Source organism: Pseudomonas sp. 10S4, assembly GCF_034344865.1.
GTDB lineage: Bacteria > Pseudomonadota > Gammaproteobacteria > Pseudomonadales > Pseudomonadaceae > Aquipseudomonas.
On record NZ_CP133774.1, the window covers coordinates 3,259,481 to 3,286,305 of the forward strand.

Genomic DNA, 26,825 nt, shown 5'->3' on the forward strand with positions numbered 1-26,825 from the left:
CTGCAGATTGTCCCTGCAAGTCCAGCCAAGGCTCTTACTCCGTGCACGAAGCGCGGCGAGCCTAGCACCTGTTTATCCATACAGTAAAGGTCTTGCTCTCAATGTCTACACCCATCATCCCTTGGATGGGCGGCAAACGCCGCCTGGCCGACCGCCTCATTCCGCTTTTTCCGCCTCACGAATGCTACGTCGAAGTCTTTGCCGGCGGTGCTGCGCTGTACTTCATGCGGCCCCAGGCCGCGCCGGTTGAAGTCCTCAACGACATCAACGGCGACCTGGTCACGCTGTACCGCGTCGTGCAGAACCACCTGGAAGAATTCGTCCGTCAGTTCAAATGGGCGCTGAGCTCACGCCAAGTGTTCGAGTGGCAGAAGATGACCCGCCCCGAAACCCTCACCGACATTCAGCGCGCCGCCCGATTTTTCTACCTGCAGCACCATGCCTTCGCCGGCAAGGTTACCGGGCAGACGTTCGGCACCGCGACCACCGGCCCGGCCATCAACCTGTTGCGGATCGAGGAAAATCTCTCGGCCGCTTGGCAGCGCCTGTCCGGCACCTACGTTGAACACCTGCCCTGGCTCGAATGCGCTGAGCGCTACGACCGAGCTCATACCTTCCATTACATGGACCCACCTTACTGGCAGACCGCCGGTTATGGCGTGGACTTTCCGTTCGAGAATTATGAGCGGATGGCCGACTTCATGCGCCGTTGCAAAGGCAAGGTGATGGTCAGCATCAACGATCATCCGGACATCAGGCGGGTGTTTGAGGGGTTCCACTTTGAGACGCTGGATATCCGCTATTGCAACACCAATCAGCGCCAAGGCAAGGCCGGGGTGAGTGGCGAGTTGGTCATTATGAATTGGGAACCAGTCGATTTAGGTTTGCTTTTTTAATGTAAAAACTTCTCTTGGTATTCTGTCTATACTAATAGAAAGCACAGATCAGTTGAGGCGAATTAATGTCAAATACTTTCATGTTAGAAAATGACGAGATTTTTAATGATTTTAAAAAGCACTATGGCGCACTTTTTTTAAGGTGCTTGACTCGACTGATCATGGGACCATTGACCTAAGCCGAGGTGCTAGTACTGACGTCTGCAAGTATTGCGGAAAAGGGGAGGGAAACAACTTTTGCAAACGATTCTCACGCCATCCCCCTTGCTCTTGGTAACCATACTTTACTAGATACCTTGGAGTGCGATCAGTGCAATAAACATTTCTCGGTTTACTTGGAGGACTCATTTTCAAAATTTACACTGCCTCATAGAATTGTTAATACGATTCGAGGAAGGAGTAAACCAAAGTACAAAGATAAAGATTTCGAAATCACGTTTTCCAGTCGGGGAAATATAGAGGTTAATATTCTGGAGGAAGGAGTTGGTAAGATTGATTTTGAGGCGGTAGAGACCGGTCATTTGTTGAAATACACATTTACTAGGCAAACTTATCGTCCTGTTGCAGTGTATAAAATGTTTGTAAAAATAGCGCTTGCATTAATGCCCGATGTTGATAGATCTCGTTTGGGGCTTTTAAAACAGTGGGTTCTGAGTAAAGACCATACGAGGATGTTTTCCGGTGTGCCTGTATTGCAGTATGAGTTCCAGGGGCTTTTGACCCTAATAAGCTGAAGTGTGGTTTATTTAAAGTTAAGGATGAGTTTGAGGGTGTGTATTTTAAATATGTACTTGTTCTGGTTTTTGGAAACTTGCAGTACAGTGTTGTTATTCCTGATCCGATGTCAGAACAAGGTGTCAGCAAAACCTTGCTTGCCTTTCCGGCGCTTGTTGATAGGGCCAGTATAGAGGAGTGTGGAGAGCCTGCTTTCGAGCATCTTTATTTTGAATCTGAAGATGCTGTAAAGGGGGAAAAGGTCGACATATGTATGCTTTTTGAGAAGAGAGAAAAAATTGATCCAGTGCCATAGAAGCTTTGGAGGTTGGATCTAACGAGCAAGGGGGCGTAAAGGGGTACTTATTCTATCGGTTTGATCAGATCACTTCCCTGATTTCGTACGTTGCCCAAGACTTGATCAATCTTGAACCATTCGAACGCCTCCGTTGGTTCGCTCTGGAATAGCGCCATTTGTTCGGCGCGTTCTTTTTGTGTGACCGGGTCCAGCCATTCCCGAGCTAGTTCCGGCGAGAAACTCACTGGGCGCCGATCATGGATGTCGACCATGCCGCCGGCGCTGTCGGCGGTGATGATCACGAAGCCATCGTGTTCACTGGGTCCATGTTCGGCATTGGGGTACTGGCCAATTGCGGCGCAAAGGATCGGCGCTCGATCCTTCCGCCGAATGAGGTAGGGTTGCTTCTTCGGTCCGCCTTCATCCACCCACTCAAACCAGTTGTCGATGGCGATGATCGCGCGGTGTGGCCAGATCGCACGGAAGAACGGACCGTGGGCCACTTTCTCAACCCGGGCGTTGATCGGCGCGGCTCGGTCTTTGGCCCAATGTGGCCGCCACCCCCAGCGCACCATGTCGGCGTGCAGCATGCTCTCTTCCTGGTGGAAGAGGGCGAGCTGAGTTGAAGGCGCGGCGTTGTAGCGCTCAAATGGTTGGTCGCCGGCGGTGTTGATCAGGGCGTTGGGCATGCTCAGCGCTGCCACGAAATCGTGTATGCCTCGGTATTGGGAAAGTCGTCCGCACATGACTTCGTCCTCACGTATTGCTTTCAGCGTAGACCAGTGAACACCTGCTTCGTTACAAACCCTTTGCCGGCGCAAGTCGGGCAATCGTCGCGTTGTCCGAAACGATCAAGGCAGGACGGGCAAGTGTGAAACCTGGCCAGGTCGAGAAGCGGGCGTACCTTTTCGAACGTACGCAGATTTTGGTTCTCTTGGGCGACTTGGGCGGTGTCGACCAGGACACGGTACAGGTCGGGATCCTCGATCGGCTCGTAAGTGACACCATCGACAACTCGCTGAGTCTCGACGAGGTCGCACACCGTTCCGTCAGGCATGGTCAATGTGAGGCCGGTAATTCTGGCAATTGCTTTGGAGGCATTGAACACAAGGTTTGCCCCGTCGCCATCTGGATAAATTTTGCCGTCGTAGGTAGTCCGACTAGGGGCTGCGAGTGAGCTCGCGAAGTGGAAAATTGAACGACCAATACGTCCAAATAGTTCGGTTTTCCCGTGCGCCATAACGTCATAGGAAGAGGCGCCACAGTAGCGTGGCGGCGAATCATGCAGTTCCTCGACGACGTGCCAATAGGCGGCGTTCGCCAGTTCGTCCATGTCGAATTGCTCAAGCTTGTCGATCAAGCCTTCGGCGGCTAGGCCCTGGCTCATGGAGTGAAGAGTCTGGCGATACGCCTCCGGGTTCTGAACTCGGAAGGATGGGTTGTCGAGGGTCGAGCGCCACTGCTGAAGTCTCAGCGCTTTTGCCTGGTCGAAATTCATGGGGACTAATTCGCTGTACAGATACTGGTTTTATGTACAGTAATTCAGCCGTGTGATTGCGGCGAGGGTTGGGCGACGAACAGCAGCTTTTAGGCGTCCGGAATTCGCTCATCGGACCTGGGACTGTCAAATGTCACCTGGTCGCATGCATCTATGTGAGCCACAAACCCGCGAGCGCGAGGAGGAGACACAACACGCTCATCGTTAAAAGCAGGTAAAGATAGCAAAACCTGTGGATTAAATGTCCAAGAGGGGAGAATAGACGCTCAAATTTTACCAGCCGAGTAATCCGGCTGAAGGCAGTTCTCGACCGCGTGAACAAATGCATCCATGGACCAAGGTTTCTGCAGATAGATTGTTGAAGCGGGCACCATAGCGGGATCAAGCTCAAGACCAGATGTCAGAATCGCAGACGTCGTCGGCCATCTGGACTTTACCATTTCGATGAACTCCCCACCCTGAAGCCGGCCTGGCAGCCCCTGGTCAACGATCACCAGCGGACACCCGCCATGCGTCTGCAGTAGAAAAATAAAAGCCGCATCAGCCGTTCTGAAGTCCAGGGACTGAAGGCCGATCTCCGCCAAAATTTCCACCGTCAACATGCGCAAGGTTAGGTCGTCTTCAACAACGACTGCCCACCCCGTAATCGGTGAGAGATTTCTCCTTCCTACGTCCATGCTCGTTCCTTAATTGGCTCAATTCCACCAAAAGGCAGAGCAGCCCAGTGTAGGCGCCTTTTCTTGAGATTGATTCTTAAAGGTAAAGGGGACGTTTCAAAAAGATCGATATCAGCGATTGGAGCGAGAGAGGGTTCGTCCGAGCGACTGCATTCAACCCATCGCTGCCAGTGATGACTGACAGAAATCAGCTATAAGGAAACATCAAAGGTTTGCTTATTGTTGGCTACATAGAGTCACTACGTGCGCCAAGACTGTTTATCGAACTCCGCCCCGAGCCATGAGACGTCTCCTTTCGCTGTTCTGCCAACATCCACCAGAAACGTCTGCCCATCTAGCCCTGGCTGTGAAAAATCAATGCCGCCATCTTTCGGCGTGTAGAACCGGCCCGCCGGCTGACGCGGACGGAATACCGAAAGTCGATAACGGCAATCATCAACGAGCGATGTGAAGTAACACACAAGGTGGCCGCCGGCTGTCTTATTTGACCAAACTTTAAAGTCGAGGCGAGCTGCCCACGTACCTTCCGGAATATCGGTATAAGCATACGACCGGGGTTCTAACCCGGCTTCTACTGCGGCGTTGTAACTCCAGGCACGCCGCGTATCTTTTGCCTCTTCCATAGCTTCTCCTCATTTTCATGTGATTTGTAATGTAGGCAAGGATGGTTTCTGTCGCACCCTATGAGCGTCCGCTATTAGCCCCATACTCTGCCGTATCCAGAAAACGGGGCCTGGTACTGGCAATGTTGCCTGTCACATGTTGCGAATGTCTTCGTTTGCTTTAAGTACGAACTCAAACCCGATTCCCACTTCCTTTAGCGTCTGTGCAACGCGGTCGACGAAGAACTCGGCTTGCTCTGGCAGTTCGTACAGGCCGTTAATCCGGATGATGGGCAGCTTGCCTTTGGATGGCGGATAGCTTTCCAATATCTCGCCGCTTTCGATGAAGGCAATGTAGGTATTGATTTTCTCTTGCAGCAACAATAGGTGCTCGCCCTGTTGGGCTTTGTCGCCCCATTTGAGGTGGTCGGTAATAACCAGAATTACGTTTTTGGGTTCCCACTCTGGTACGGCAATAATATCGACGACTTTCGTTTCTACGATGGACATGTCTGCTCCCTCAGAGGGGTGGACCAGGTCGAAGGATTTCGATTCTGGTGGGCGGTATCTTGGTGCCGCCGGGGAAACCGGGTTTCCCTTTACCTACGATGGTTGCACCAGTTTTCTCAATTTCAGGGAAGGCGGCCTTCTGATTCTTGGTCAGTGGCGCGGTTTCAGATGACTTGCATTCAACGCATGAAATCTCGCCGTCAGTGTCCCGGCCCATCATATCAATCCGGGTCTTAACACCGCTGTCGGTTTTAACCGTAACCTCACGGACGGCTTCGGGCTTGGTTTTGCTGTACTCGCCGTAAGAGTCGTCTTCAAAGGCCTTACCCTGCTTCTTGTTGTTCTCCAACTGCGTGCTGAGAACTATGTAGATCGGCTCAATGCCCGAATCAGGGAACCAAATAATTGCATCTTGGAACTCAGGGGGATGCGCAGGATTCGCCAACACCGTGTCAGATTGTGCTGTGGGCGGGTAGACCCACACCGGTGGCAACTGTGGAGCGCCTTCCAGTGCGGGAATACCCAGTACACCGTCAGGGCTTGCCGCTGGCGTCCAGGTGAGCCCAATCCCATTGCCGATGTCAGCAACGAATTTATCGCCATCTTTCTTGCCCTCGATGACGGGGACATTTTCCCATTCTGCTTTACCGCCCGTGTAGAAACCGTATGCGTTGACGGAGCCGTCCGGCAAAGTCTTCACGTTGACACGTACACGGGTGCGGCCAGTTTCAAGCGTTGCGTACTGGTCGTTCGTGTAGAAGGCGCTGTCAGGTGAAATGCTGGTGTTCGGTATCAGCATCCCAACCGTGCCCATTACAAAGCCAGCGCCAACAACACCTGATCCTTTCAGCAGGCCCAGTGACAGCGATCCGCCAAGCCGTTGAGCAATTGCACTGCCCGTAGCAGACCCGCCCACCAGTTGCAGTGGGGTGCCTTCGGCGGTAATTGCGGCCCCGGTGGCCAGCACTGCCCACAGTCCGTAGTCGGCCAGCTTCTCAACAGGCACAAATCCGGCTGGGTTCTTGTGATTGATTACACCGTCAGGAAGGTTGCAGCTCTTGGCGAACACACAGCCCATAGTGTCGGGCTTGTCTTCAGGCTTCGGTGCAAGGTCTTTGTATTCAGCCCAACGCTGGGCATTGATATCAACAGGCTCTACGCCGTTGTTGGTGCTAGTCGCATTGGGCAAAGCTGGTTTTGGTATGTAGCCAGACATGCAGCTTCCTTTCGTCCTTGGGAATTCCCGGCCTGATGCTGGGACAGAATGACGTTACCGGGAAGCTCGCGCACTGGCTGTAGGACAATTCCTAGTAGCAGTGCTGATTTCTCTGTTCCATGTCATTGCAGGGGGAGGATGGTAACCGCACTAGTATGTGGGTTTGAATGGTGGCATTTTGCGCACCCGCTGCCATCCTTCCGAAAGTTGGCTTCCGGCTGATTGCAATTGCCAGCCCGGGTCGGGCAGGGGGATTGGCGAAGGGGGAAAGACCTGGCAGCACTCAATTTTGGGTGGCTGTTCTGATGCGGCTGGCCGAAGTTCAGGTTTGTTGCGGAGAGGGGAGTCTCCTCGAAGCGCTGGTGTCTGTTTCGATTCGTTCGGAGTCTTGGAAAAACAGAAACAGACACCTGAACAGACACCTAGTTGAAGCGGGTAAGGCTGGAGGCCTTGAAAACAGTGGAGCGGGTGAAGGGATTCGAACCCTCGTTATCAGCTTGGGAAGCTGCTGGTGAGCATCATTCGGCCAAGGCGGAGCTTGGGAACCGGCCACAATGCTGAAAGGCTCGACTGAGGTCTACGAAAGGGGCTTTTTACCCTGTTCTAGATATCTCCCGCACAAAGTTGCTGTTACGAAAATGGCTCCTAGTACAAGTGCGTAAAGTCCGTAACTTCCTTCTAAGCCAAGCCCCCAAATCATCCCCAAGCCCAATGCACAGAATATGCATAGTATTTGGGTGCCGTAGGCGATATCAGCAGTTGAAATAGCCCGCATAATCTTTCCTCGGAGAGTGCTGGTCTTGCTGTTTCAAGGATAGCTGAGCAAGACCAGTGTCCTTCAATATAAAACGAAGCCACTCTCAATAGTCCGAGAGTCCACGTTACCTACTTCGGTATCAAAACTGTGTCGATGACGTGTATGACTCCGTTGGACTGCATGACATCGGCGATGGTAATGGCAGCCTTACCGCCTTTGGCGTCCTCCACCCATAACTTGCCATCGCGCAGCCAGACCGTCAGTGACTCACCTTGAACGGTTGTCAGCATGACTTTACCGCCATGCATTTTGGCATCATCCATCAGTTGCTTAGCAGTATGAGTGCCGGCCACCACATGATAGGTGAGGATCTTGGTGAGGTCGGCTTTGTGGTCCGGCTTGACCAGCGTGTCGACTGTGCCAGCAGGCAATTTGGCGAAAGCCTCATTGGTTGGGGCGAAGACTGTGAACGGCCCCTTGCTGTTGAGCGTATCGACCAGGCCGGCGGCTTTGACCGCTGCGACAAGTGTCGTATGGTCTTTAGAGTTGACGGCGTTTTCTACGATGGTTTTGCTTGGATACATGGCAGCGCCGCCAACCATCACGGTATCGGCAGCGAAGCTAAGTCCAGTGCTAATGCAAAAGAGGGTGAAGCAGGCGATAGCAATGCGTTTGATGAACGTATGCATGATGCGTCTCCTTGATTCTTCGACCCTTCGAATGAGGGGTGATGGATATACGTAGAAAACGGCGAACTGGATGCACCCCAGCGAAAATAAACTGAAGGCCGCTTTCGGCCCAGAGTGTGTAAAAAGGCAGATACCATTTGGAAGTCTGCGTTGCTACGTAAAATCTGTCAGCGCTTGGCTAGCCGGCAGACCTGAAATTTGCGTAGGAACGCGATTTTCGCTCTGGTTCTGACCGTAATACCTGCTCTAAAACGTTTTTACACAGCCTGGGCCGAATGCTGCCTGTCAGAAGGATTTGGTTTACCTATCGTTAGGATTTCCTGGCAGGACCGTGAACCAAGGAGGTGGGCTGGCGAGGGTGGGGCAAAAATGGGGCAAACCGTACGCCAATTCATGCCATTCAATGCCAATCAAGCGTTCGTGCATGCAGTGGTGATATACGCTGAGCCTCAATAAACACATGGGGTTGGGGCTTAACGACCGAAATACTCCAGCACAATCGGCGTGTGCGAGGACAGATCGGAGATAGCTTTATTCATCGGAAATCAGGAAAACTCGTTGAAAGGTGTAGGGCAAAGGAGGGGCATCGGCCCGGCTTTTCCGCGATGGGCGCAAGGTTAACATGAGCGGTCCGCCGGACGCAGGCATGAAAGGCCTGTGACTTATTCTGCTTTTATTTACGTTTTATGCGCTCTATATGCAATTCTGCATTTGTTTTCCGGAAAAAGATCAAGCACTATTCGCGTTATGCAAAAACGCAACGTTTCTACTGTCTTAAGAGCACTGCTCGATCAGCACGGGATCTCCCCCACGGAGCTTCACCGTCGCACCGGCGTGCCTCAATCCACTCTCTCGCGGATTCTCAGTGGGAAGATCGTCGATCCTTCGGATAAACATATCTCGAAGATTGCCGAGTACTTCTCTGTGAGCACCGATCAGTTGCGCGGGCGCGCGGATGTCGCGCCGGCCGCCGCTGCTGCGCGCGATCAACTACATTCCGAACTCAAGGACATAAGCTTGTGGGACGACGATACCCCTGTCGATGATGACGAGGTGTCGGTCCCCTTTCTTCGCGAGGTTGAATTGGCTGCAGGATCAGGAAGATTCGTCATCGAAGAAAGCGAGCGCTCTAGCTTGCGCTTCGGCAAGCGCAGTCTGCGTCACAACGGCGTGCAGTTCGACCAGGCCAAATGCGTGACAGTGCGCGGCAACAGCATGTTGCCGGTGCTGCGCGATGGCGCCACCGTCGGCGTGAACGCCGGTAAATGCGGGATTGGCGACATCGTCGATGGCGACTTGTACGCCATCAACCATAACGGTCAGTTGCGGGTGAAACAGCTCTATCGTCTGCCGACCGGTATCCGTCTGCGCAGCTTCAATCGCGATGAGCATCCGGATGAGGACTACACCTTCCAGGAAATCCAGGAAGAGCAGATTGTCATCCTCGGTCACGTCTTCTGGTGGGGCATGTACGCCCGCTAACCTCATAGCTGTCCGCTAAAACCCGCCCCTCGGCGGGTTTTTTTCGCCTGCATAAAACCACCAGCGCCTTTGTTTTTGGGGCTTCCATGCGCTTGTGCATTTTATGTGCATAAATAAATGCATTTACGCATTGACTGTATATGCATCAATGCATATTCTGTGTCCCAAGCCGCTCAACAAAGCGGCTCGAAACGAAGCTCTTTAGTTCCACCACAAAGGCAGCGATGAACCGGCCTCAACGGTTCAGAGGGTTGGCAACTGACCCGGGTGTGCAGCGTAAAGCACCAGAAGCAGTTATCCGGCGGGCAGGGACCGCGGTCGGAAAAACAATTTGAATGGACTCGTACCGCGCCAGTAGCGCCGAAAAGTCAGCTTCCTTTTTGTACACAGGATTAAAGGAAGGCGAAGGACCGCATTACTGAAAAGCCCGGCCCAGCGCCGGGCTTTTTGGAATGCCTACCTCAAGAGACAGCGTTTGAATCCAATACATACCACTCATCAATCACCCCAGGAGGCGTGACATGACAAACGAGCAACAAGCGTTAGCGGACATGCCGATCTGGCTGGTCATCGTCCTCGCCCTGGTGGGCGGGGTATCCGGCGAAATGTGGCGCGCCGACAAGGAAGGCGCCCGAGGCTGGGCGCTGTTGCGGCGCCTGGCGTTGCGCTCCGGGGCCTGTGTGATCTGCGGGGTCTCGGCAATCATGTTGCTGTACGCCGCTGGCGTGTCGATCTGGACCGCGTGTGCGTTTGGCTGTCTTACGGCGATGGCTGGAGCGGATGTGGCCATCGGACTTTACGAACGCTGGGCTGCAAAGCGCATCGGCGTCTGTGACGTCCCGCCGCGTCCGGATCAACAATAAAACGGCGGCACAGGAGGCCACTAATGCCCGTTGTCATCGAAAAACCTTCGCAGCTTGTTTCCGCTATTGCCGAAGCGTTGCGCGTCGCCATCCCCAGCGTGAAGGTCGGCAGTCCTCAAGACTTCGACAGCACCGGCGATCCGACCTGGGTTCTGATCACGATCGAACACGATGCGCCGGGCGAGCGCGCCAATAGTGGACGCATCGCCCATGTCCTGACGGTTTCGCTACAAGCCGTGCTGCCCGCTTCAGGACTGGCTGCTTGCGACCTTGCGAGCGAGTTGAAAAACCTGGTCACCGACAACCGCTGGAAGCTGCCGGGTGATCAATGCGACCTGCCGATGAACATCGATGGCATCGCATCCACATTCATCCGCGATACACGGCAATACAACGCCTGGACTGTTTCATTCACCCAGACGCTGTACCTCGGGCCGCTGCTGCTGGAGGACCCGACCGGCATCCCGAAATTTGCCCGCACCTGGGAGGTGTCGAACATCGACGACCCGGATCAATACACCGCACTCGAGGGCTAGCCATGTTTGATGCGCTACTACGTATGCAATTGGGCCCGATCATCGAACGACTGGCGCAGATGGAAACCGAGCTTGAAGACCTGTATCGGCGCGCCGACAGCTTTTGTCGCATCGGCGTGTGCCAGGAGGTCGACGCGGCCAGCAACACCTGCAAGGTCAGCCATGGTGAGTTGCTCTCCCCGGCGATCCGGTTTTTCAACCCCAGCGCCGGGGCCCAAAGCGAGTCGCGGATTCCTTCCGTGGGCGAGCAATGCCTGTTGCTGAATCATGGCGGCGGCGAGGGCGGCGGGCAGTCGGTCGCACTGTTCGGCCTTAACGGCGGTCAATTTCCGCCGGTCTCGACACAGGCTTCGCTGACGCGTCGCCTCTATCAGGACGGCACCGAAAGCGGCTACGACGATGCCAGCCACGTCCTGCACTGGAAGAACGGCCCGGCAACATTCACGGGATCACGCGAGTCGCTCGAGCTGAGCATCGGCCCGGCCCGACTAGCGATGACCCCCCAGGCGATCACCTTGCAACTGGGCGCGGTCGGCTTGCTAATCGACGCGTCCGGTGTGCACCTGAGCGGCCCGGTGGTGGATCACCAGGGCCGCGTCATCAGTCCGGCATAAAGAGTTTTCCCATGATCGGAATCGATAGAGACACCGGAGTCACGGTCGACGACTGGCTGCAGTTTGTGCAGCGCGCGACCCGGGCGCTGACGACGCCTTTGGGCACTCGTCAGAAGCGTCCTTTGTATGGCTGCCAACTCACTGAGTTGCTGGGGCAAAACCTCGGCGACGATCTGTTGATTCTTGCGCAAAGCCACGCCGCCCAAGCGTTTTACAACAAGTACAACGGCATCGACGATTTCGAGCCGCAAGTCATTGTGGCCAGTCGGCACGGCGCTGGTTTGTTGTTGCGTTTCGCCGGCACCTGGAAAAACCGCCAACAAACCTTTGAGGTGGTGGCATGAGTATGTTGATACCTGGCCAGAATCAATTGGCCGAACCTTCGATTGTCACCGTCGAGGCGTTTGAAGATCTGCTCGCAGAGTTCAAGACCTTCGTCGTTGAATACGTCGGCGCCCGCTCTCCCGAGAGCGCGGCAAAGCTTGTGGTCAGCCTGGAAAACGAAAGCGAGTTGCTGACCTTGGCGCTCGAAGCGTTTTGTGTGCGGCTACAAACCCACGAACGCAAATACAACGCCCGCATCAAGCAGATGCTGGCGTGGTGGGCGACGGGCAGCAACCTCGATGCTCGCTTGGCGGACATGGGTCTTGAGCGTCAGTTGCTGGACCCGGGCGACCCGGCGGCGTTCCCATCCATCCCACCGGTTTACGAAAGCGACGACGACGCCCGGTTGCGTTATTACCTGGCGCCGCATGCACCGGCAGCCGGTTCACGGATGCAGTATCGCCGGGAGGTTTTTACCCTCGGCGAACGGCCGGCGGTAAAGGTGGAAGCGGCGACTGCCGGCGTGGTGACGGTCACTTACACCTTTGATCCGGACGGCTTTGCGGCACAGGTCAAGGATGGCAATGGGCGTCGCACCGGCCCCGGCGAAGTGATGGTTACCGTGCTGGCCCGCGAGGGCGATGGCACCCCGACCGCAGCGTTGCTCGACGGTGTTCGCCAGCACTTTGCCCGACCGGATGTATGCCCGGAAACCGACCACGTCACCGTGCAGGGCGCGCAAATCAAGAACTACAAAATCCGCGTGGTGGCGAAGATTAACGCCGGCCCGGATTCGGGTCTGACCAAGGTCGCCGCGCAACAGCAGTTGCAGGCGTATGCGGATGCTTGTCATCGGCTGGAAGGGCGGGTCGACCCGAGTTGGATCGACTACACGCTGCACAGCGCCGGCGCGGTTCAACTGCAAATCCTTGAGCCGCTGGCGCCGATTGTGACGACGGCTTTCCAGGCCCCGTATTGCACGGGCGTCGAGGTCGAGGTGGATACGTTATGAGTGACGACACACCTCGTCCAAGCCTGTTGCCGGCCAACAGTTCGTCGCTGGAAAGGGCGCTTGATCTTGGTTTCGGTCGCTTGCTTGATCGCATCGATCCGCCGTTTCCGGAGTTGATGAGTCCCGCCGTGACGCCTTCTGCATTCCTGCCGTACCTCGGTGCGGATCGCGGGGTCAGCGAGTGGAGCAGCGAAGCGCCCGAGTCGGAAAAGCGTTTGACGGTCGAACTCGCCTGGCCCACCGCACGGCAAGCCGGCACTCGAAAGGCTCTGGAAAACGCCGCCAAAGGCTTGCAGCTGCAACCCGAAGTGAGCGCCTGGTACGAGCAAACACCGCCCGGCCAGCCTTACAGTTTTTCCGTCAGGGCCTTCACCGAACAGCCTTACAGCGAAGACATCGATGCGCGTCTTGACCGGCGCTTGGCCGACGCTAAAAGCGAACGCGACACCTTGACCGTGTCCGTGGGCCTGAGCGCCTTCGGTAGTCACGTCATCGGCGCCGCCACCGTGTGCGGCGAGCTGACCACGGTGTACCCGATTGTCATCGAAGGGCTTGAAGCCTCGGGCCAGGTCTTCATGGCCGCCGGGCTCTACGCCGTCGAAACTTCCACTATTTATCCTCAGGGGTCCTAAATGGCCGACTATTACACCCTGCTTACCAACGCGGGGATTGCCTACGAAACTGCCTGTAAAGCGGCGGGGCAGCCAATCAAGTTGTCACAGATTTCTGTTGGTGACGGCGGCGGTGCGGTTTACAACCCAGCGGCGACTGACACTGCGCTCAAGCGCGAAGTATGGCGCGGGCCACTCAATGCACTGTTCCAGGATGAGAAAAACCCGAGCTGGTTGCTCGCTGAAGTGACTATTCCGCCGGATGTTGGCGGCTGGTATGTGCGTGAGGCCGGGCTCTGGACGGATACCGGGATTTTGTACGCCATCGTTAAATATCCGGAGTCGTTTAAACCGGTATTGGCGACGTCGGGGTCGGGGAAAGAGTTTTACATTCGCTCGATTTTTGAGACCAGTAATGCGGCGTTGGTGACGTTGTTGATTGACGACACCGTGGTTAAAGCGACCCGTGCGTGGGTAGCTTCCTATGTCGCTGACGAACTCGCCAAACTTGACAGTAAGCAATCGGTGCGGGTAGCAACTACCGCCAACATCACGTTGGTCGGGCCTCAAACAATTGATGGCGTGGCTGTTGTTGCAGGTGATCGCGTTCTCGTTAAAAACCAGACGGCGGCGAAAGATAACGGCATCTATGTTGCGGCGGTTGCGGCCTGGGTTCGGGCGATAGACGCGGACATAAGCGCAGAGGTGACGTCGGCCTTGGCCGTCTCCGTAGAGCAGGGGGCGACGCAGGCCGACACTCGCTGGCAACTGGTCACTGATGGGGCGATTGTCCTGGGTACCACGGCGCTGACGTTCCAGAACGTGACGCAAGGTTTTGCGCCGCTCAACTCGCCGACGCTGCTGGGGGGCCAACTGCCCCGACCGCGCTTCAGTTCGATAGCAGCAAGTTGCTCGCGACGACCGAGTTCGTACAGCGCGCTATCGGTAGTTACTCCGGTCAAACCAACTATCCGGGGGACGTCGTACTGACTGTTGCGGACGTCGGGCGCTTGAGTAACTTTGCGCAGTTGTCGGTGGTCACTCTGCCTATCGCAGCAACGGTGGCTCCCGGCGGACTTGTCATTATTGGTAGCTCAATCTCTGGATCAGTAACGGTGAAGGCCGGCGGGTCGGACACCCTCGCGAACCTGGCCACAAACCCCGGCCCATTTAATATCCCGCTGGGCAGCATCGGGGTATTCCGTCGTCTGCTCGGCGGCAATGGCTGGAGCTTTGATGGTGGAGACGCAGCGCTCAAATATTCACCACTGATGTCTGGCGCAAACTGGACAACAGCGCCTCAGTTCGACAACACGAAGACATTCGCAACCACGGAGTTTGTGCAGCGGGCACTGGGCAGCTATGCCGGGCAAACCTACTATACCGGCGACACGATTTTAACGGCGACCAGTGTGGGGCAGCTCACGGTAATGGATGGCCCGGGGATTGTGACGCTGCCCGACGCGGCGACGGTTCCCGTTGGGGCGCTGGTTACGATTGTCAGTAACGCCGGGTTTACGCTAAGGCCCAAGGCAAGTGTCGGCAATACCCTTACCACCGCCAACGGTGTGACGGGTTTGCTTGTTTTTCCCGCCCAAACCTTCGCAGTCTGCCGACGTCTTATCGCCGGTGGCGGCTGGACGTTAGATAGCGGTGACGGCGCGTTGAAATATTCGCCGATGTTCGGAGCACAGCTAGGAACCAATGGCTACCAAAAGTTACCGACCGGCGACATTGAACAATGGGGTATCTATATTTCTGCGCCATCAGGTTCGGATACGGTTATTCCTCTATCTGTCGCTATGTCAGTGGTCCCGACCGATATTCAACTGACGTTTGCAGACTTTTCCAGTAGCCAGCCAGTAGGCATCGCTCCGGTATTTCAGGCGAGAAACAGCACGCTAGGAAGCATTACAGTACGCAACTTATACAGTGCTAACGCGTCATTTTTCTGGAGAGTGAGGGGTAAATCATGACGGTTTTTTATAGCCCAGATACTGGCTACTTCTACGATGACCAAGTGTGTTCTTTCATTCCCGAAGACGCCCGTGAGTTCGATGCCGAAGAGCGTGATGCGCTTCTTGCGCAAGTGAGTCACGGCAAGCGTTTGGTCTGTGGGCCGGAGGGTTTGCCTGTACTGATGGACGCTCCCGCGCAATCACTTGAAGAACTGGCGGAAGTTGAGCGTTATTGGCGTTCGGTACAGTTGACGGTAACCGACGGCGTTGTAACTCGTCACCGAGACGAGGTGGAGGAAGGTTCGCCAAAAACGCTGACTCCGACCCAATACACCGAGTTGCAAGCGTATCGCCGCTTGCTGCGTAACTGGCCAGAATCTGGCGAATTCCCCTTGCTCCAACATCGGCCACTAGCGCCGGAATGGCTCTCAACCCTCCCCCAATAAACGCCCCGCACCGCCGGGGCGTTCTCTTATCCACTGATCAAGGCCCAACAGACAAAAAAAGGGCCCACCTTTCGGTGAGCCCTTCTAGATCAGGCTGATCCCTCATCACTCACTGAGCCGACTCAGTAGTCTTGAGCCTTGGCCGAACAGCATCATATGCACGCATGAGTCCGCGCTGGCATGGTTTCTCTACGAACTTCCAGATAAACGCTGCACAGATAATGGACGTGATTGTCACAAATGCAAACTTGACATAGGGGTCATAGGATTCGAGGAACTTCTGTTCGATGGTTACGCGGATGACGATCGAATGAATCAAGTAAATGGAAAAGCTTATTTCGCCTAAAAACACCATTGGGCGCCAGGAAAGTGCCCGCGATACCATGCCTTTATCCAAGTAGAAGCTAGAGATTACCGCAGCAAAAAGGATCGCTATCGAAGAGTGGCGTATAACCTCGGCTAATGCGTTATGGGCAGGTCCCAAATAAAACGAAGGGTAAATGCCGAGTGGCGGAGCTATAAAAACAATGGCCGCTATAGAAATAATTTCGATAGCTGTTGCTGGCCCCTTTTTCAGCCAGCCAAAATCAATCCTGGATAGAACACGCTGACAGACAATGCCCAGCATGAATTCCTGTATACGCCCTAAAGGGCTGATGTAAACAAGTCCATGAGCGGAAATCTGATCCAGCTTGTCAGGTGAGTAGTAAGCAATACCTGCAGCGTCTATCGAGTAGGCAAACAATCCGCCGAGCGCAATGGCAGCACATAGCTTGAGCACGGGCTTGCTCGAAAACCACAGCAGCAAAAGCGGGAATGCCATGTAGAAGAATATTTCTGTGGAAATACTCCAAGAGACGCTATTGAAAGAGAAATACACGTCCGGGATCGGAACGGCAGCGTGAAGCATCATCAAGTTCAAAACAAAAATATAAACGTTACTGGCTGACTCCAGCAATACACGCTGATAGGGGAGACAGAGCAAAAGTATTAACGTGCAAAATGCATGCGCAGGCCACATCCTGGCAAACCGCGCAAAATAGAATCTTGCAACACCTCCATCAATTCCTTTCTTTGAATAAACATGAGAGAGGATAAAACCCGACAGAACAAAGAAAAACATTACGCCTGCGTCAGTTGGAATGTCCCACAAGAAATTCGGTGGAAAAAAGCTTCCCTTGGTGTGGTGAACAATAATTGAAAATGCAGCAAAAAACCGGAGGGCTGTTAGCCCCCCAATCTGTTTTGTACTCATTAGTGACATGCCCTGTCGATTTAAATTTTTAAAATACTATCACGATTGTATCTTGCGACCGATTGCCAGGCCGATCAGCTGAGCGGTCGAGTCACGCGATCACATACCCCGCCGGCCATCGGCGCGGCTGCATCCTCACATAAGCCTGACACCTTACTAGCGCGATGCGTCCCTCGGCGCCTGGCTGTACGGGCAGTAGCTTGTTGCACAGAAACTCAGTCAGGGCTGGGCCGGGAGAGCCAACCCTGCGGCTATTACTTACGAGCCCTGTCGGGTCAAAATCTTTGATTCTGCAATCAGTCAACACACGATGTCCGCCCAGGTGGGTGGCTATAGAGTCGCTGGCTATTAAATAAGGAAGCACCTATGTTTTATTCAAAATCCACAGCCGGTTTTTACGATCCCTCCTTTCATACAACGATGCCAAGCGATGTGGTTGAAATCTCGCGTGAGTATTGGCTTGAGTTATTGGACGGACAGTCTAGCGGCAAGATGATTGTCGGGAATGATGAAGGCTATCCGGTGCTGATCGATCCGCCGCCGCCATCTGCAGCCGAACTGGAGGCGATTGAACGCGCATGGCGAAACATGCAGCTTGCAGCCACTGATAGTGCTGTGTCCCGTTACCGTGATGAGGTGGAACGTTGGCCCACGTTGCTGACCCCGGCGCAATACATCGAGTTGCAGACGTATCGCCGTGTGCTTCGTATCTGGCCGGTAGGCGGCGAGTTGCCCCTGAGCGAACATCGGCCGCCAGCGCCGGAATGGCTCGCAACCCTACCTCAATAAACGCCCCGCACCGTCGGGGCGTTTTCTTATCCGCTAATCAACACCCAACAGCCCCTTCCTCAAAAAAGGGGCTTTTTCGTCTCTGGAGAAAACCAAATGGCAGAACGCCAAACCTACACCGTCCTCGTCCCGTTCCCTGTCGGGCGTGGTCACTGGTCGACCGCGGGCCAGGAACTCGACCTGCTCGATGTCGAAGCCAACGCATTGCTCAGCGCCGGTCGCCTGGCGCTGAAATCTACATCCACCCCGGCCGAACAGGCCGTTGCCAAGAAGGCTGAATAACATGGCTGAGGTTTTGAACTTCGAGCACAACGGCATCACCGTCAATGCCACTGAATCCCCCGAGGCCATGGGTGGCCTGGGCGACAACGTCATTGGCCTGGTCGGCACCGCGCCGAAAGCCGATCTGCTGATCCCGCGCAATTCGCCGTTCCGCATCAACAGCTTCACCACTCAGGGGCTGCTCGATCCGACCGGCGCCGAGTCGGGCACGCTGTACCAAGCGGTGTACCAGATCCTGAAAGTGGTGAAGGTCCCGGTTTACGTGGTTATCGTCGAAGAGGGCACGACCCCGGCGGACACCGCGAACAACGTGATCGGCGGCGTCGAGCCGGTGACCGGCCGCAAACTGGGCCTGGCCGCGCTGAGCGGTGTGCCGGAAGACCTGACCATCATCGGTGCACCGGGCTTCACCGGCACCAAGGCAGTGGCCAGTGAATTCGCCTCCTTCGGCAAGCGCATCAAGGCGCGCGTTGTGCTCGACGGCAAGGACGCCGCGGTCGCTGATCAAGTGACGTACAGCAAGGATCTGGGCGGCGATGACCTCGGTTTCGACCGCTGCCTGCTGGTGCACAACATGCCGGCCGTTTACTCCAAAGCGGCGAAGAAAAACGTGTTCCTGGCGCCGTCGAGCCTGGCCATCGCTGCGCTGGCCAAGGTCAAGCAGTGGGAGAGCCCGGGCAACCAGGTGACCTACGCCGAGGACGTTTCGCGGGTCGTGGAATACAACATCCTCGACACTTCCACCGAAGGCGATCTGCTCAACCGCTACGGCATCAGCTACTACGCCCGGACCGTCCTCGGCGGCTTCTCGCTGTTGGGTAACCGTTCCATCACCGGCAAGTTCATCAGCTACGTCGGCCTGGAAGATGCCATCAGCCGCAAGCTGGTGAAAGCCGGCCAGAAAGCCATGGCCAAGAACCTGACCAAGTCCTTCATGGATCAGGAGGTCAAGCGCATCAACGACTGGCTGCAAACCCTGGTCGCCGACGAAACCATCCCCGGCGGCAGCGTTTACCTGCACCCGGAATTGAACAGTGTCGAGAAGTACAAAAACGGCACCTGGTTCATCGTCATCGACTACGGCCGCTACGCGCCGAACGAACACATGGTTTACCAACTCAACGCCCGCGATGAAATCATCGAGCAGTTCCTGGAGGATGTTCTCTAATGTTTACTAACCGCGTAAGACAGGCCATCGCGGCCACCCTGCAAGGCTTGCCGTTGTCGGCGACTGTGGAAAGTTTCACACCACCTAAGATCGAGTTCGGAATGGAATCGATGACGGGCGGACGCTTTATCGGCGAAGAAATGGCCAAGAACGGCGTCGTGCTCGGGGCCACTTTGGCCCTGCAAGGCATGGGGCCGGAAATCATGCTGGCTTTGGGTGTGAAACTGGGTGACGACATTCTGCTGAACGTGCGCGAGGCCGGTCAGGATCAGGACGGCAATACCTGGTTCACTTACCACACCGTCGGCGGCAAGCTGAAGTCCTTGGCCGAAACGGCGCTGAAGATGGGCGAAAAGCCGATCACCACGCTTGAACTCTCCTGCCGCACCTACAACCGCCTCGAAAACGGCATCCCGGTGATCGACATCGACGTGCGCACCCAGAAGTTCATGCTTAATGGCGTCGACATCCTGGGTGATGCCCGCCGCGCGGTGCTGCTGCCATAAGCCCCGCAACATCCACCAGTTAAACGCGATCCCTGTGGGAGCGGGCTTGCTCGCGAAGAGGCCATCAGCTTCAACATCAATGTTGACTGAATCATCGCTTTCGCGAGCAAGCCCGCTCCCACAGGGGAGGCTCACAAGCCTTGAAATCTGCGTTAATCGGTAGGCATTTGCGCAACACCTCCCCACGACCCACCAAGGAATTCATTCATGTCCTGGACGCCTCCTGTTCACGTCTTGCTGTCGCCGATCACCGCCGACAACCAGTCGCAGATCGAACAGATTCAGCTTAAACCCTTGTTTTACGCCGCGCAGAAAGAGGCCCTGGTCCGTGCCGGCGATGATGAGGACGATCAGTTCTTCGAACTGGCGAAATTGGCCACCGGCCTGTCGGTCAAGGAACTCGACCAACTCAAACGCCCGGACTACGTGAGCATCGCCCAGTACGTGCACGAGATGTCGACCCGTCCGGCTTCGTACTTTCTGGAGCAGGACGAGCAAGGCGACCCATCGGCAGACCCCGATCAAGTGCAACTGCTGCAACCACTCAACGCAGCGGGCCGCAGCACAACCTCGCTGACCCTGGAAATGCCGGTACTGCGCGCCACCAAAGCGATGAAGAAACTGAAAACCGCCAAGGAACGCGCCGAGTTCATCACCGCCCATTGCACCGGGCTGATGCTGCCCGATCTGGACCTGCTGACCGTGCCCGACTGGACACAGCTTCAGGTACGCATCGACGATTTTTTAAACAAACCGGCGGACTTCTTTCGGAGCGCGACATCGAAGTAATCCTCGATGTCGTCCCGCTCATTTACCCGGTAAGTGAAGCGGAAATTCTGGAATGGGACGCCGGCAAGGCATTACGCCGCTACGACATCGCGATCACTCGCCTTGGCGTGAAACAGGAGTAGAGCGCGATGGCAGAGAGTGACTATTCGCTGCACGGTGCGGACATCAATCGCATCGAGCTGCCGCAACTCGGCAGCGCATCTGAAACGCCGGGGCTTGTCGGTTTCGAGGACCCGTTGTCGGGGCTGAACCAGGCACTGACCACGGCCAGCCTCGATATCCGCCTGTTGGTGGTGGAGCAAGGCAAGCTCCGTGAAATCCTGGCGTCGTTGAACGGAGCACTGTCGTCGCAGCAGTCGTTGCTCAAGGCGAATGCATCGGCGCCGGCACCAGCCAGTGAGGCAAAGTCAAAGCTCAAGGCTGAAGTTGACCAGCGTGCGCCGCCAGAGGAATTGAAGGCTGCAATGGCGGTGCAGTCGGCCCTCGTCGACCTGAATCAGAAATTGCAGCTGGCCCCTGATCCGCTTCAGGAGCTGGCCAATGACACCCAGAAGATAGCGGGTGAAAAACGCACCGCCCCCAGCGGCGCAACAGCGGTGCAACTGTTGCAGGTGCAACAGGCGGCGGTTGATTCTCGGGTCCTCAAGGACGTCCAACCGCAGGACCGAAAGCAGACGCTGACGGATCTCGCACGCGACAGCGCCGTCATGGCCTCGGCGTACAAGATCGATATCAAGGAAGCCGGCGCGCTCATGACTGGCTGGCGCACTTCGTTGCACCTTGATCGAGCGAAAAGTCTCGACTTGGGCGATGCGGCTAACCGCCTCGGTGCCACTCTCGATTTGAAAGCGTCAGCGGCAGATATTGGTTCGGTCGTATTGCGCGGCGGCGAGCCAGGTTTGGCCGCCGGCATCGCGCCCGAGCAAGCGGCGGCCATCGCAGCGGCCCTGCTCAGCGCTTCCTTGGGCAAGGAAGAAGCCGGCGCCTCGTTGAAAAACTTCGGCACTGCGCTCGGCAAGGGTGACAAGGCCACGCCAGAGCAGCGAGCCGCCTGGACGCAACTTGATATCAAACCGGAAGACCTCTCCAGCAGAATTCGCACGGACGCACCGGGGGCGATCAGCGATGTGCTGGCGGCCCTGAAGAGCAAGCCGGCCGAGCAACAGACTTCGTTGATCAAGACGCTGTTTGAGGGCGACGAGGGCATCGGCAAATTGCTGAAGTCGCCCCAGGATCTGAAGACGGCTTTGGCGGTAGCGGCCGACAAGGGTGACGGTAACAAGGGTTCGATGGCGCAAACTGCCGAAGCCCGAGGGAACACCTCGCAAGGGCGCTGGAATGCGCTGGATGCGAGTTTGACCCGACTTGATACTGCGGTCGAAACCGCAGTGGCGCCATTTACTGACCTCGCGATGCTCAGCGCCGACATGGTGGTCAGCGGCGTGAGTTCTGTGGTTGAAACCTTGCCGAAAGTCACGGCTGCATTGACCTTGCTCGGTGTTGCGGCCTCGACTCCGTTGCGCGGGCCCATCCTGAACAAGCTGGCGTCGGTTGTGTCCACCACCGCCACAGAGCTTTTCAAACCGGACGCTGCCATTCAGCCGCCGGGAGGTGATGAGGGCGGTGCTCAGGACAAGAAAAAAGCCAACGACGGTACGCAAGAAAAGGGTGGTAACCCGAAACAACCCGGGGCCGCTGAGACCAAATCTCCGCGTCCTACGGTACGTAACCGACTGGTCACCAGCATGACGAGGGCCAAGACTTTCACAGGCCGGTTAGGTGGGCCTCTGGCGCTGGCCAATGCGGGTTATAACGGGGTCAAGGCACTGATGGCCGGCGATTACAAAGCCGCTGCCGGAGCTGTCGGATCGGGCATTGGCGGAGCGGCCGGAGGTTATGCCGGCGCTGCTACCGGCGCGTTGATTGGCAGCTTCATTCCCGTTCCAGTCCTGGGCACTGCAGTGGGTGCCTTGGTGGGTGGCCTGGTCGGTTCCTACTTCGGCAGCAAGGGCGGTGAAGCGCTGGGTGAGTCTATTTACACCGGGGCTGATCGCCTCTTGTCACCGGACCAGGTCAGCAAAGACCTGACCAACGCCCAGACGAACAATCAGCAAAACACGGTTAACGCCAACATCTACATCAACGCCCAGGACTCACCCAATACCACTGAACTGGCCAACCTGGTGGTGCAACACATTTCCAACCAGTTCGGAATGATAACAACGACCAATCAACTCGCCGTGCGACGTGACACGGCCCTGACCGATGGGGTGGCTTGATGAGGCAGCAAATGGCACTCGGCACGTTCATTTTTGGCTTGTCGAGCAACTTCGCCTACGGCGGTCTGGTGCGCAAGTCGGACGGTGGCTGGGTGAAGGTGGATATTTTGACCAGCAAGCCCAAGTCCAGCCAGACCGGTCAAGGCCTGCAAACCATGACGATCACAGGCAAGGCGATGTATGCGGTGGCCATGGACCGGCTCGATGAGTTACGCGCCTTACAAGCGCTGCGCGTACCGCTGCCGTTGGTTGATGGCATTGGTCGCAACTGGGGTTTGTGGCGGGTCGACGATGTGACGGAAACCCAAAGCGATGTGATCGATGACGGCACGGCGATGTTGATCAGTTGGTCGATTACCTTGGGGGAATACGTCAATGCGTAAGGTACGAACCATCACCGGTGACTCGGTGAATCTGTTGCTCTACCGCGAAATCGAGCGTTGTGACGACGCGGCCGAAGAGGCGCTGTGGCGCCTCAACCCCACACTGGCCGAGCAAGGCCCGGTACTGCCCGCGGGTGTCTGGGTGGTGTTGCCGGAACTTGAATCCAGACCCGCAGCGAAAACGCCGGTAATGGCTTGGGATTAAGGAGGCTACATGGCAATCGGGTTCACGCCAGCGATAGAAATCTACGGGGCCAATGCGACCCTGATCAATCAGCGCCTGATCAGTTGGGAGCACATCGATGCCGCCGGGATCGAGTCCGATCAACTGACCCTGGTACTCGATCTGGAAGGCCTTGAAGGGTTGCCGAGCCTGGGCGGCAAAGTCGGTTTGTGCGTGGGGTATCTGGAATCCGGGCTGGTGGATAAAGGCCAGTTCCTGGTGACCCGACGTACGCCGACGCTGTTCCCGTTTCGCGTGTCGCTGGTGGCGACCGCCGCACCGTTCAGTGCGGCGGACGAGAGCGGATTCCAGCAGCGTCGCTCGGCCAGTCATGGCCCGACGACCCTCGGCGCACTGTTTCGCGAACTGACATCCAAATACGGTTTTTCGCCGAGGGTGGACCCGTCATTGTCACTGAAAAAGATCGTGCATATCGACCAGTCGAATGAAACCGACATGGGCTTCATCACACGCTTGGCGACCAGGTACGGCGCCATCGCCAAACCCTTTAATGAGCTGTATGTGCTGGCCCTGCCGGGTCAACTCAAATCGTTGTCGGGCAAGGTGTTGGCGGACGTGCGACTGTCGGTCACCCGCAACAATCGGCCTGGCGACCATGGGTTTATCACCGCGACCCTTGATGACAGCGCCAAGGCCAAGACCCAAGGTTGCAAGATCAACTGGTGGGACGCCGCAGCCGGTTTGCTGCAGGTGGTTGAAACCGGGCTCGCGCCGTTCAAGACCGTGCGCCTGAGCTGCCAGAATGCGGAAGAAGCGCAAGCGGTCGGCGAAGGTGAAGTACGCAAAATGGCCCGTGAAAAGCTCAAGGTAAAAATCAGTTGCCCGGGCAACCCTGACTTCTCGGCTGAAGGCCTTGTTCTCCTGGACGACACCTGGCCGGACTTCATGCGCGGTCGCTGGTCGATCGACAAAGTCACCGCCAGCGGCGATCGCGCCAACAGCTATCGCTGCATGATCGACGCGACGTGCCTCGACCCTGACGCTGAGGCCTTTGCCTGATCCGGATGAGAGCCAACACGCAGACCCCCTGTGAGAGCGGGTCTGCTCGCGAAGACGGCTGCACATTCAACATCACAGTCGACTGACCCACCGCTTTCGCGAGCAAGCTCAGCTCCTACACGAGCAGTGCCTTCCATAAAACTCTGGAGCACCTCCATGAAGATCACTCCGATCCTCACGCAGTTGCGTGAGCAATGCCCAACCCTGGCCAATCGAATCGCCGCCGGCATCGACCTCGCCACTTTGCAAACCAACACCCCGCTCACCACCCCCTGCGCCTACGTCGTCCCCATCAGCGATGTGGCGAGCAAAAGCCTGGCGCAAAACCTGGCCCTGCAGCCGATCCGCGACCGCTTCGAAGTGACCCTGGTGCTCGACACCACCGACGCTACAAAAGCGCTGGATCTGTTGCACGACCTGCGTGCCGAACTGTGGCGCGCACTGGTGGGTTTCAAGCCTGGTGCGGGCTACGACGCCATCGAATACGAAAGCGGCGAACTGCTTTCCATCAGCAGCAGCCGCGCGTTGTACCGCTTGCGCTTTTTCACCGAATTTCAGCTTGGCCGCAATCTGCCGGGGCAGCCCGCAGAGAGTTGGCACGAGCGTGAACTGGACGGTTTGTCGTCCTTTACCGGGGTCACCGTGCGGGTCGATGCGATCGATCCGGCCGACCCCAATCTGAAACGCCCAGGGCCCGACGGGCGCCTGGAACTGACTTTCTCTGGAGATGTAACCCCATGAGCGAACGCATCACCGTGCTGCCGGCCCCAGGCCGTGTCGTGCCGGACCCGGAAGCGGGCGATCTGTTGCCCCTCGAGGGCCGTGAAGTGCCGGACAACGCCTGGTGGCGTCGACGTTTGGCCGATGGCGATATCACTACCAAAGCCGTGAAAGCGGCAAAACCACAGGGAGCCAAATAATGGCGATCGGATTCAGCAACATCCCCGCGGACATTCGTGTTCCGCTGTTCTACGCCGAGATGGACAATTCGGCAGCCAATAGCGCGTCGTCGGCCATGCGTCGTTTGATCGTCGCTCAGGTCAACGACAACATCGCACCGGCCGATGTCGGCAAACTGGTGCTGGTGTCCAGCGTCGCGCTGGCCAAAAGCATTGGCGGCCAAGGTTCGATGCTGGCCTCGATGTACGAAACCTGGCGCAAGACTGACCCTATCGGCGAGATCTGGTGCCTGCCGCTGCACAACACCACCGGCAGCATTGCCAAAGGTGTGGTGACCCTGACCGGCGCAGCGACTCAAAGCGGTGTGCTCAACCTGTACGTCGGCGGCGTTCGCGTTCAAGCGGCCATCGTCAGCGGTTTCACTGCGGCTCAAGCGGCCACCGCGCTGGCGCTGAAAATCAATGCGTCGGCCGACCTGCCGGTGTCCGCTGTTGCGGTCGAAGGCGTCGTGACCCTGAGCGCCAAATGGACCGGCGACAGCGGCAACGACATCAGCCTGCAATTCAATCGCCTGGGTAAGAGCAATGGCGAAGAAACCCCGGTCGGCCTGACCTCCGCCGTCACTGCCATGACCGGCGGCGTCGGTGTGCCGGATCAAGTGGATGCCGTGGCAGCGCTGGGCGATGAGCCGTTCGAGTTCATCTGCATGCCGTTCTCGGACCTCTCGACCCTCAACACCTGGCAAGCCGTCATGGATGACAGCACCGGTCGTTGGTCCTGGGCCAAGCAATTGTTCGGTCACGTCTACAGCGCCAAGCGCGGCACCATCGGTACCTTGGTTGCTGCAGGCCAGGTGCGCAACGATCAGCACATGACCATTCAGGCGCTGGAGCCGGGCGTTCCACAACCGTTCTGGGTTCAGGCTGCGGCACTGGCTGCACGCACTTCAGTGTTCATCTCCGCCGACGCCAGCCGTCCGACGCAAAGCGGCAGCCTGCCAGGTCTCGACCCGGCGCCGGCCAGCGAACGTTTCACCCTGACCGAGCGTCAGTCGCTGCTCAACTACGGCATCGCCACCGCGTACTACGAAGGTGGCTACGTGCGCATTCAGCGCTCGATCACCACCTATCAGAAGAACGCTTACGGCCAAGCCGACAACTCCTATCTGGATAGCGAAACCATGCACCAGTCGGCGTTTATCGTACGTCGCCTGCAAAGCGTGATCACCAGCAAATACGGTCGCCACAAACTGGCTTCCGACGGCACCCGTTTCGGCGCCGGCCAGCCCATCGTCACCCCGAGCACCATTCGCGGTGAACTGATTGCCCAGTACGCCAAGCTCGAACTGGAAGGCCACGTGGAAAACGCCGAGCTGTTCGCCGAGCACCTGATTGTCGAGCGCGACGTGCAGGACCCGAGCCGGGTCAACGTGCTGTTCCCGCCGGATTACATCAACGGTCTGCGCGTGTTCGCACTGCTCAACCAATTCCGCCTGCAGTACGACGACGCCGCTTAATAACCGCGTTTG

32 protein-coding genes and 1 pseudogene are annotated in these 26,825 nt (G+C 56.7%); 25 read left to right on the top strand and 8 right to left on the bottom strand.

The genetic code is table 11. From position 1 onward, the window contains the following. Positions 1–101: 101 nt before the first annotated feature. The 3 genes from RHM58_RS14985 to RHM58_RS14995 all read left to right on the top strand — a co-directional run bounded on the left by RHM58_RS14985 (position 102) and on the right by RHM58_RS14995 (position 1,926). Positions 102–896, top strand: coding sequence for a DNA adenine methylase (locus RHM58_RS14985; protein ID WP_322270662.1), 795 nt, complete (start codon positions 102–104; stop codon positions 894–896). Positions 897–1,081: 185 nt separating this feature from the next. Beyond that, positions 1,082–1,630 (top strand): hypothetical protein, encoded by a 549-nt coding sequence (locus RHM58_RS14990; protein ID WP_322270663.1) that lies wholly within the window; start codon positions 1,082–1,084, stop codon positions 1,628–1,630. Positions 1,631–1,668: 38 nt separating this feature from the next. Further along, positions 1,669–1,926, top strand: a complete 258-nt coding sequence (locus RHM58_RS14995) for a hypothetical protein (protein ID WP_322270664.1) — start codon at positions 1,669–1,671, stop codon at positions 1,924–1,926. A 47-nt stretch (positions 1,927–1,973) separates the two neighbouring features. Here the strand turns inward: RHM58_RS14995 and RHM58_RS15000 are convergent, their stop codons facing one another. From RHM58_RS15000 to RHM58_RS15030, 7 genes are all read right to left on the bottom strand, one after another. Then, positions 1,974–2,654: an SOS response-associated peptidase family protein gene (locus RHM58_RS15000; RefSeq protein WP_322270850.1), complete on the bottom strand. Its 681-nt coding sequence runs from the start codon at positions 2,652–2,654 to the stop codon at positions 1,974–1,976. Positions 2,655–2,677: 23 nt separating this feature from the next. Next, positions 2,678–3,406, bottom strand: a complete 729-nt coding sequence (locus RHM58_RS15005) for a hypothetical protein (RefSeq protein WP_322270665.1) — start codon at positions 3,404–3,406, stop codon at positions 2,678–2,680. A 266-nt stretch (positions 3,407–3,672) separates the two neighbouring features. Continuing rightward, the gene (locus RHM58_RS15010; protein ID WP_322270666.1) at positions 3,673–4,083 is read right to left on the bottom strand and encodes a response regulator; all 411 of its coding nucleotides are present in this window, start codon (positions 4,081–4,083) and stop codon (positions 3,673–3,675) included. Positions 4,084–4,322: 239 nt separating this feature from the next. Then, complete coding sequence (locus RHM58_RS15015) at positions 4,323–4,706, bottom strand: hypothetical protein (protein WP_322270667.1); 384 nt, start codon at positions 4,704–4,706, stop codon at positions 4,323–4,325. Between the two features lie 132 nt (positions 4,707–4,838). Beyond that, positions 4,839–5,195: a DUF6572 domain-containing protein gene (locus RHM58_RS15020; protein ID WP_322270668.1), complete on the bottom strand. Its 357-nt coding sequence runs from the start codon at positions 5,193–5,195 to the stop codon at positions 4,839–4,841. A gap of 10 nt (positions 5,196–5,205) precedes the next feature. After that, positions 5,206–6,411, bottom strand: a complete 1,206-nt coding sequence (locus RHM58_RS15025) for an S-type pyocin domain-containing protein (RefSeq protein ID WP_322270669.1) — start codon at positions 6,409–6,411, stop codon at positions 5,206–5,208. An 885-nt stretch (positions 6,412–7,296) separates the two neighbouring features. Beyond that, a complete protein-coding gene (locus tag RHM58_RS15030) occupies positions 7,297–7,857 on the bottom strand; it encodes a fasciclin domain-containing protein (RefSeq protein WP_322270670.1) in 561 nt (186 codons plus the stop codon). Between the two features lie 747 nt (positions 7,858–8,604). On the opposite strand from RHM58_RS15030, the gene RHM58_RS15035 reads away from it, so the two are divergent. The 10 genes and pseudogenes from RHM58_RS15035 (at position 8,605) to RHM58_RS15080 (ending at position 15,703) form a co-directional block, all read left to right on the top strand. Then, a complete protein-coding gene (locus tag RHM58_RS15035) occupies positions 8,605–9,339 on the top strand; it encodes a LexA family transcriptional regulator (protein ID WP_201201119.1) in 735 nt (244 codons plus the stop codon). Positions 9,340–9,860: 521 nt separating this feature from the next. Beyond that, positions 9,861–10,202, top strand: a complete 342-nt coding sequence (locus RHM58_RS15040) for a phage holin family protein (RefSeq protein WP_201195483.1) — start codon at positions 9,861–9,863, stop codon at positions 10,200–10,202. A gap of 23 nt (positions 10,203–10,225) precedes the next feature. Further along, positions 10,226–10,738 (top strand): hypothetical protein, encoded by a 513-nt coding sequence (locus tag RHM58_RS15045; RefSeq protein ID WP_322270671.1) that lies wholly within the window; start codon positions 10,226–10,228, stop codon positions 10,736–10,738. Between the two features lie 2 nt (positions 10,739–10,740). After that, positions 10,741–11,352 (top strand): phage baseplate assembly protein V, encoded by a 612-nt coding sequence (locus tag RHM58_RS15050; protein ID WP_322270672.1) that lies wholly within the window; start codon positions 10,741–10,743, stop codon positions 11,350–11,352. An 11-nt stretch (positions 11,353–11,363) separates the two neighbouring features. Next, positions 11,364–11,696: a phage baseplate protein gene (locus RHM58_RS15055; RefSeq protein ID WP_322270673.1), complete on the top strand. Its 333-nt coding sequence runs from the start codon at positions 11,364–11,366 to the stop codon at positions 11,694–11,696. Continuing rightward, positions 11,693–12,688: a baseplate J/gp47 family protein gene (locus RHM58_RS15060; protein ID WP_322270674.1), complete on the top strand. Its 996-nt coding sequence runs from the start codon at positions 11,693–11,695 to the stop codon at positions 12,686–12,688. The genes RHM58_RS15055 and RHM58_RS15060 overlap by 4 nt, the downstream gene beginning before the upstream one ends. Beyond that, positions 12,685–13,320, top strand: coding sequence for a phage tail protein I (locus RHM58_RS15065; RefSeq protein ID WP_322270675.1), 636 nt, complete (start codon positions 12,685–12,687; stop codon positions 13,318–13,320). Before RHM58_RS15060 ends, RHM58_RS15065 begins: the two co-directional genes overlap by 4 nt. Beyond that, a pseudogene (locus tag RHM58_RS15070) lies at positions 13,321–14,118 on the top strand (phage tail protein); the annotation flags it as partial. It lies immediately after the preceding gene. Between the two features lie 191 nt (positions 14,119–14,309). Further along, positions 14,310–15,275, top strand: coding sequence for a hypothetical protein (locus RHM58_RS15075; RefSeq protein WP_322270676.1), 966 nt, complete (start codon positions 14,310–14,312; stop codon positions 15,273–15,275). Continuing rightward, complete coding sequence (locus tag RHM58_RS15080) at positions 15,272–15,703, top strand: phage tail protein (RefSeq protein ID WP_322270677.1); 432 nt, start codon at positions 15,272–15,274, stop codon at positions 15,701–15,703. The genes RHM58_RS15075 and RHM58_RS15080 overlap by 4 nt, the downstream gene beginning before the upstream one ends. A 109-nt stretch (positions 15,704–15,812) precedes the next feature. On the opposite strand, the gene RHM58_RS15085 is transcribed toward RHM58_RS15080, so the two are convergent. Next, a complete protein-coding gene (locus RHM58_RS15085; protein WP_322270678.1) occupies positions 15,813–16,958 on the bottom strand; it encodes an acyltransferase family protein in 1,146 nt (381 codons plus the stop codon). A gap of 366 nt (positions 16,959–17,324) precedes the next feature. Between RHM58_RS15085 and RHM58_RS15090 the strand changes: the two genes are divergently transcribed. The 12 genes from RHM58_RS15090 to RHM58_RS15145 all read left to right on the top strand — a co-directional run bounded on the left by RHM58_RS15090 (position 17,325) and on the right by RHM58_RS15145 (position 26,813). Then, positions 17,325–17,747, top strand: coding sequence for a phage tail protein (locus RHM58_RS15090; protein ID WP_322270679.1), 423 nt, complete (start codon positions 17,325–17,327; stop codon positions 17,745–17,747). A gap of 96 nt (positions 17,748–17,843) precedes the next feature. After that, on the top strand, positions 17,844–18,029 hold the full coding sequence (locus RHM58_RS15095; RefSeq protein ID WP_322270680.1) for a hypothetical protein: 186 nt from the start codon (positions 17,844–17,846) through the stop codon (positions 18,027–18,029). A gap of 1 nt (position 18,030) precedes the next feature. Next, positions 18,031–19,197 (top strand): phage tail protein, encoded by a 1,167-nt coding sequence (locus RHM58_RS15100; RefSeq protein ID WP_322270681.1) that lies wholly within the window; start codon positions 18,031–18,033, stop codon positions 19,195–19,197. Continuing rightward, positions 19,197–19,703: a phage major tail tube protein gene (locus RHM58_RS15105; RefSeq protein ID WP_322270682.1), complete on the top strand. Its 507-nt coding sequence runs from the start codon at positions 19,197–19,199 to the stop codon at positions 19,701–19,703. The genes RHM58_RS15100 and RHM58_RS15105 overlap by 1 nt, the downstream gene beginning before the upstream one ends. A gap of 207 nt (positions 19,704–19,910) precedes the next feature. Next, positions 19,911–20,492, top strand: a complete 582-nt coding sequence (locus tag RHM58_RS15110; RefSeq protein ID WP_322270683.1) for a phage tail assembly protein — start codon at positions 19,911–19,913, stop codon at positions 20,490–20,492. Between the two features lie 128 nt (positions 20,493–20,620). After that, positions 20,621–22,771, top strand: coding sequence for a phage tail tape measure protein (locus tag RHM58_RS15115; protein WP_322270684.1), 2,151 nt, complete (start codon positions 20,621–20,623; stop codon positions 22,769–22,771). Beyond that, positions 22,771–23,154: a phage tail protein gene (locus RHM58_RS15120; protein ID WP_322270685.1), complete on the top strand. Its 384-nt coding sequence runs from the start codon at positions 22,771–22,773 to the stop codon at positions 23,152–23,154. The genes RHM58_RS15115 and RHM58_RS15120 overlap by 1 nt, the downstream gene beginning before the upstream one ends. Beyond that, complete coding sequence (locus RHM58_RS15125) at positions 23,147–23,359, top strand: tail protein X (protein ID WP_322270686.1); 213 nt, start codon at positions 23,147–23,149, stop codon at positions 23,357–23,359. The genes RHM58_RS15120 and RHM58_RS15125 overlap by 8 nt, the downstream gene beginning before the upstream one ends. Before the next feature lie 9 nt (positions 23,360–23,368). Further along, the gene (locus RHM58_RS15130) at positions 23,369–24,397 is read left to right on the top strand and encodes a phage late control D family protein (RefSeq protein WP_322270687.1); all 1,029 of its coding nucleotides are present in this window, start codon (positions 23,369–23,371) and stop codon (positions 24,395–24,397) included. A gap of 156 nt (positions 24,398–24,553) precedes the next feature. Beyond that, complete coding sequence (locus RHM58_RS15135; protein WP_322270688.1) at positions 24,554–25,138, top strand: hypothetical protein; 585 nt, start codon at positions 24,554–24,556, stop codon at positions 25,136–25,138. Continuing rightward, a complete protein-coding gene (locus tag RHM58_RS15140; protein ID WP_201201140.1) occupies positions 25,135–25,317 on the top strand; it encodes a DUF2635 domain-containing protein in 183 nt (60 codons plus the stop codon). Before RHM58_RS15135 ends, RHM58_RS15140 begins: the two co-directional genes overlap by 4 nt. After that, positions 25,317–26,813 (top strand): phage tail sheath subtilisin-like domain-containing protein, encoded by a 1,497-nt coding sequence (locus RHM58_RS15145; RefSeq protein WP_201201142.1) that lies wholly within the window; start codon positions 25,317–25,319, stop codon positions 26,811–26,813. Before RHM58_RS15140 ends, RHM58_RS15145 begins: the two co-directional genes overlap by 1 nt. The last annotated feature ends 12 nt before the right edge of the window (positions 26,814–26,825 follow it).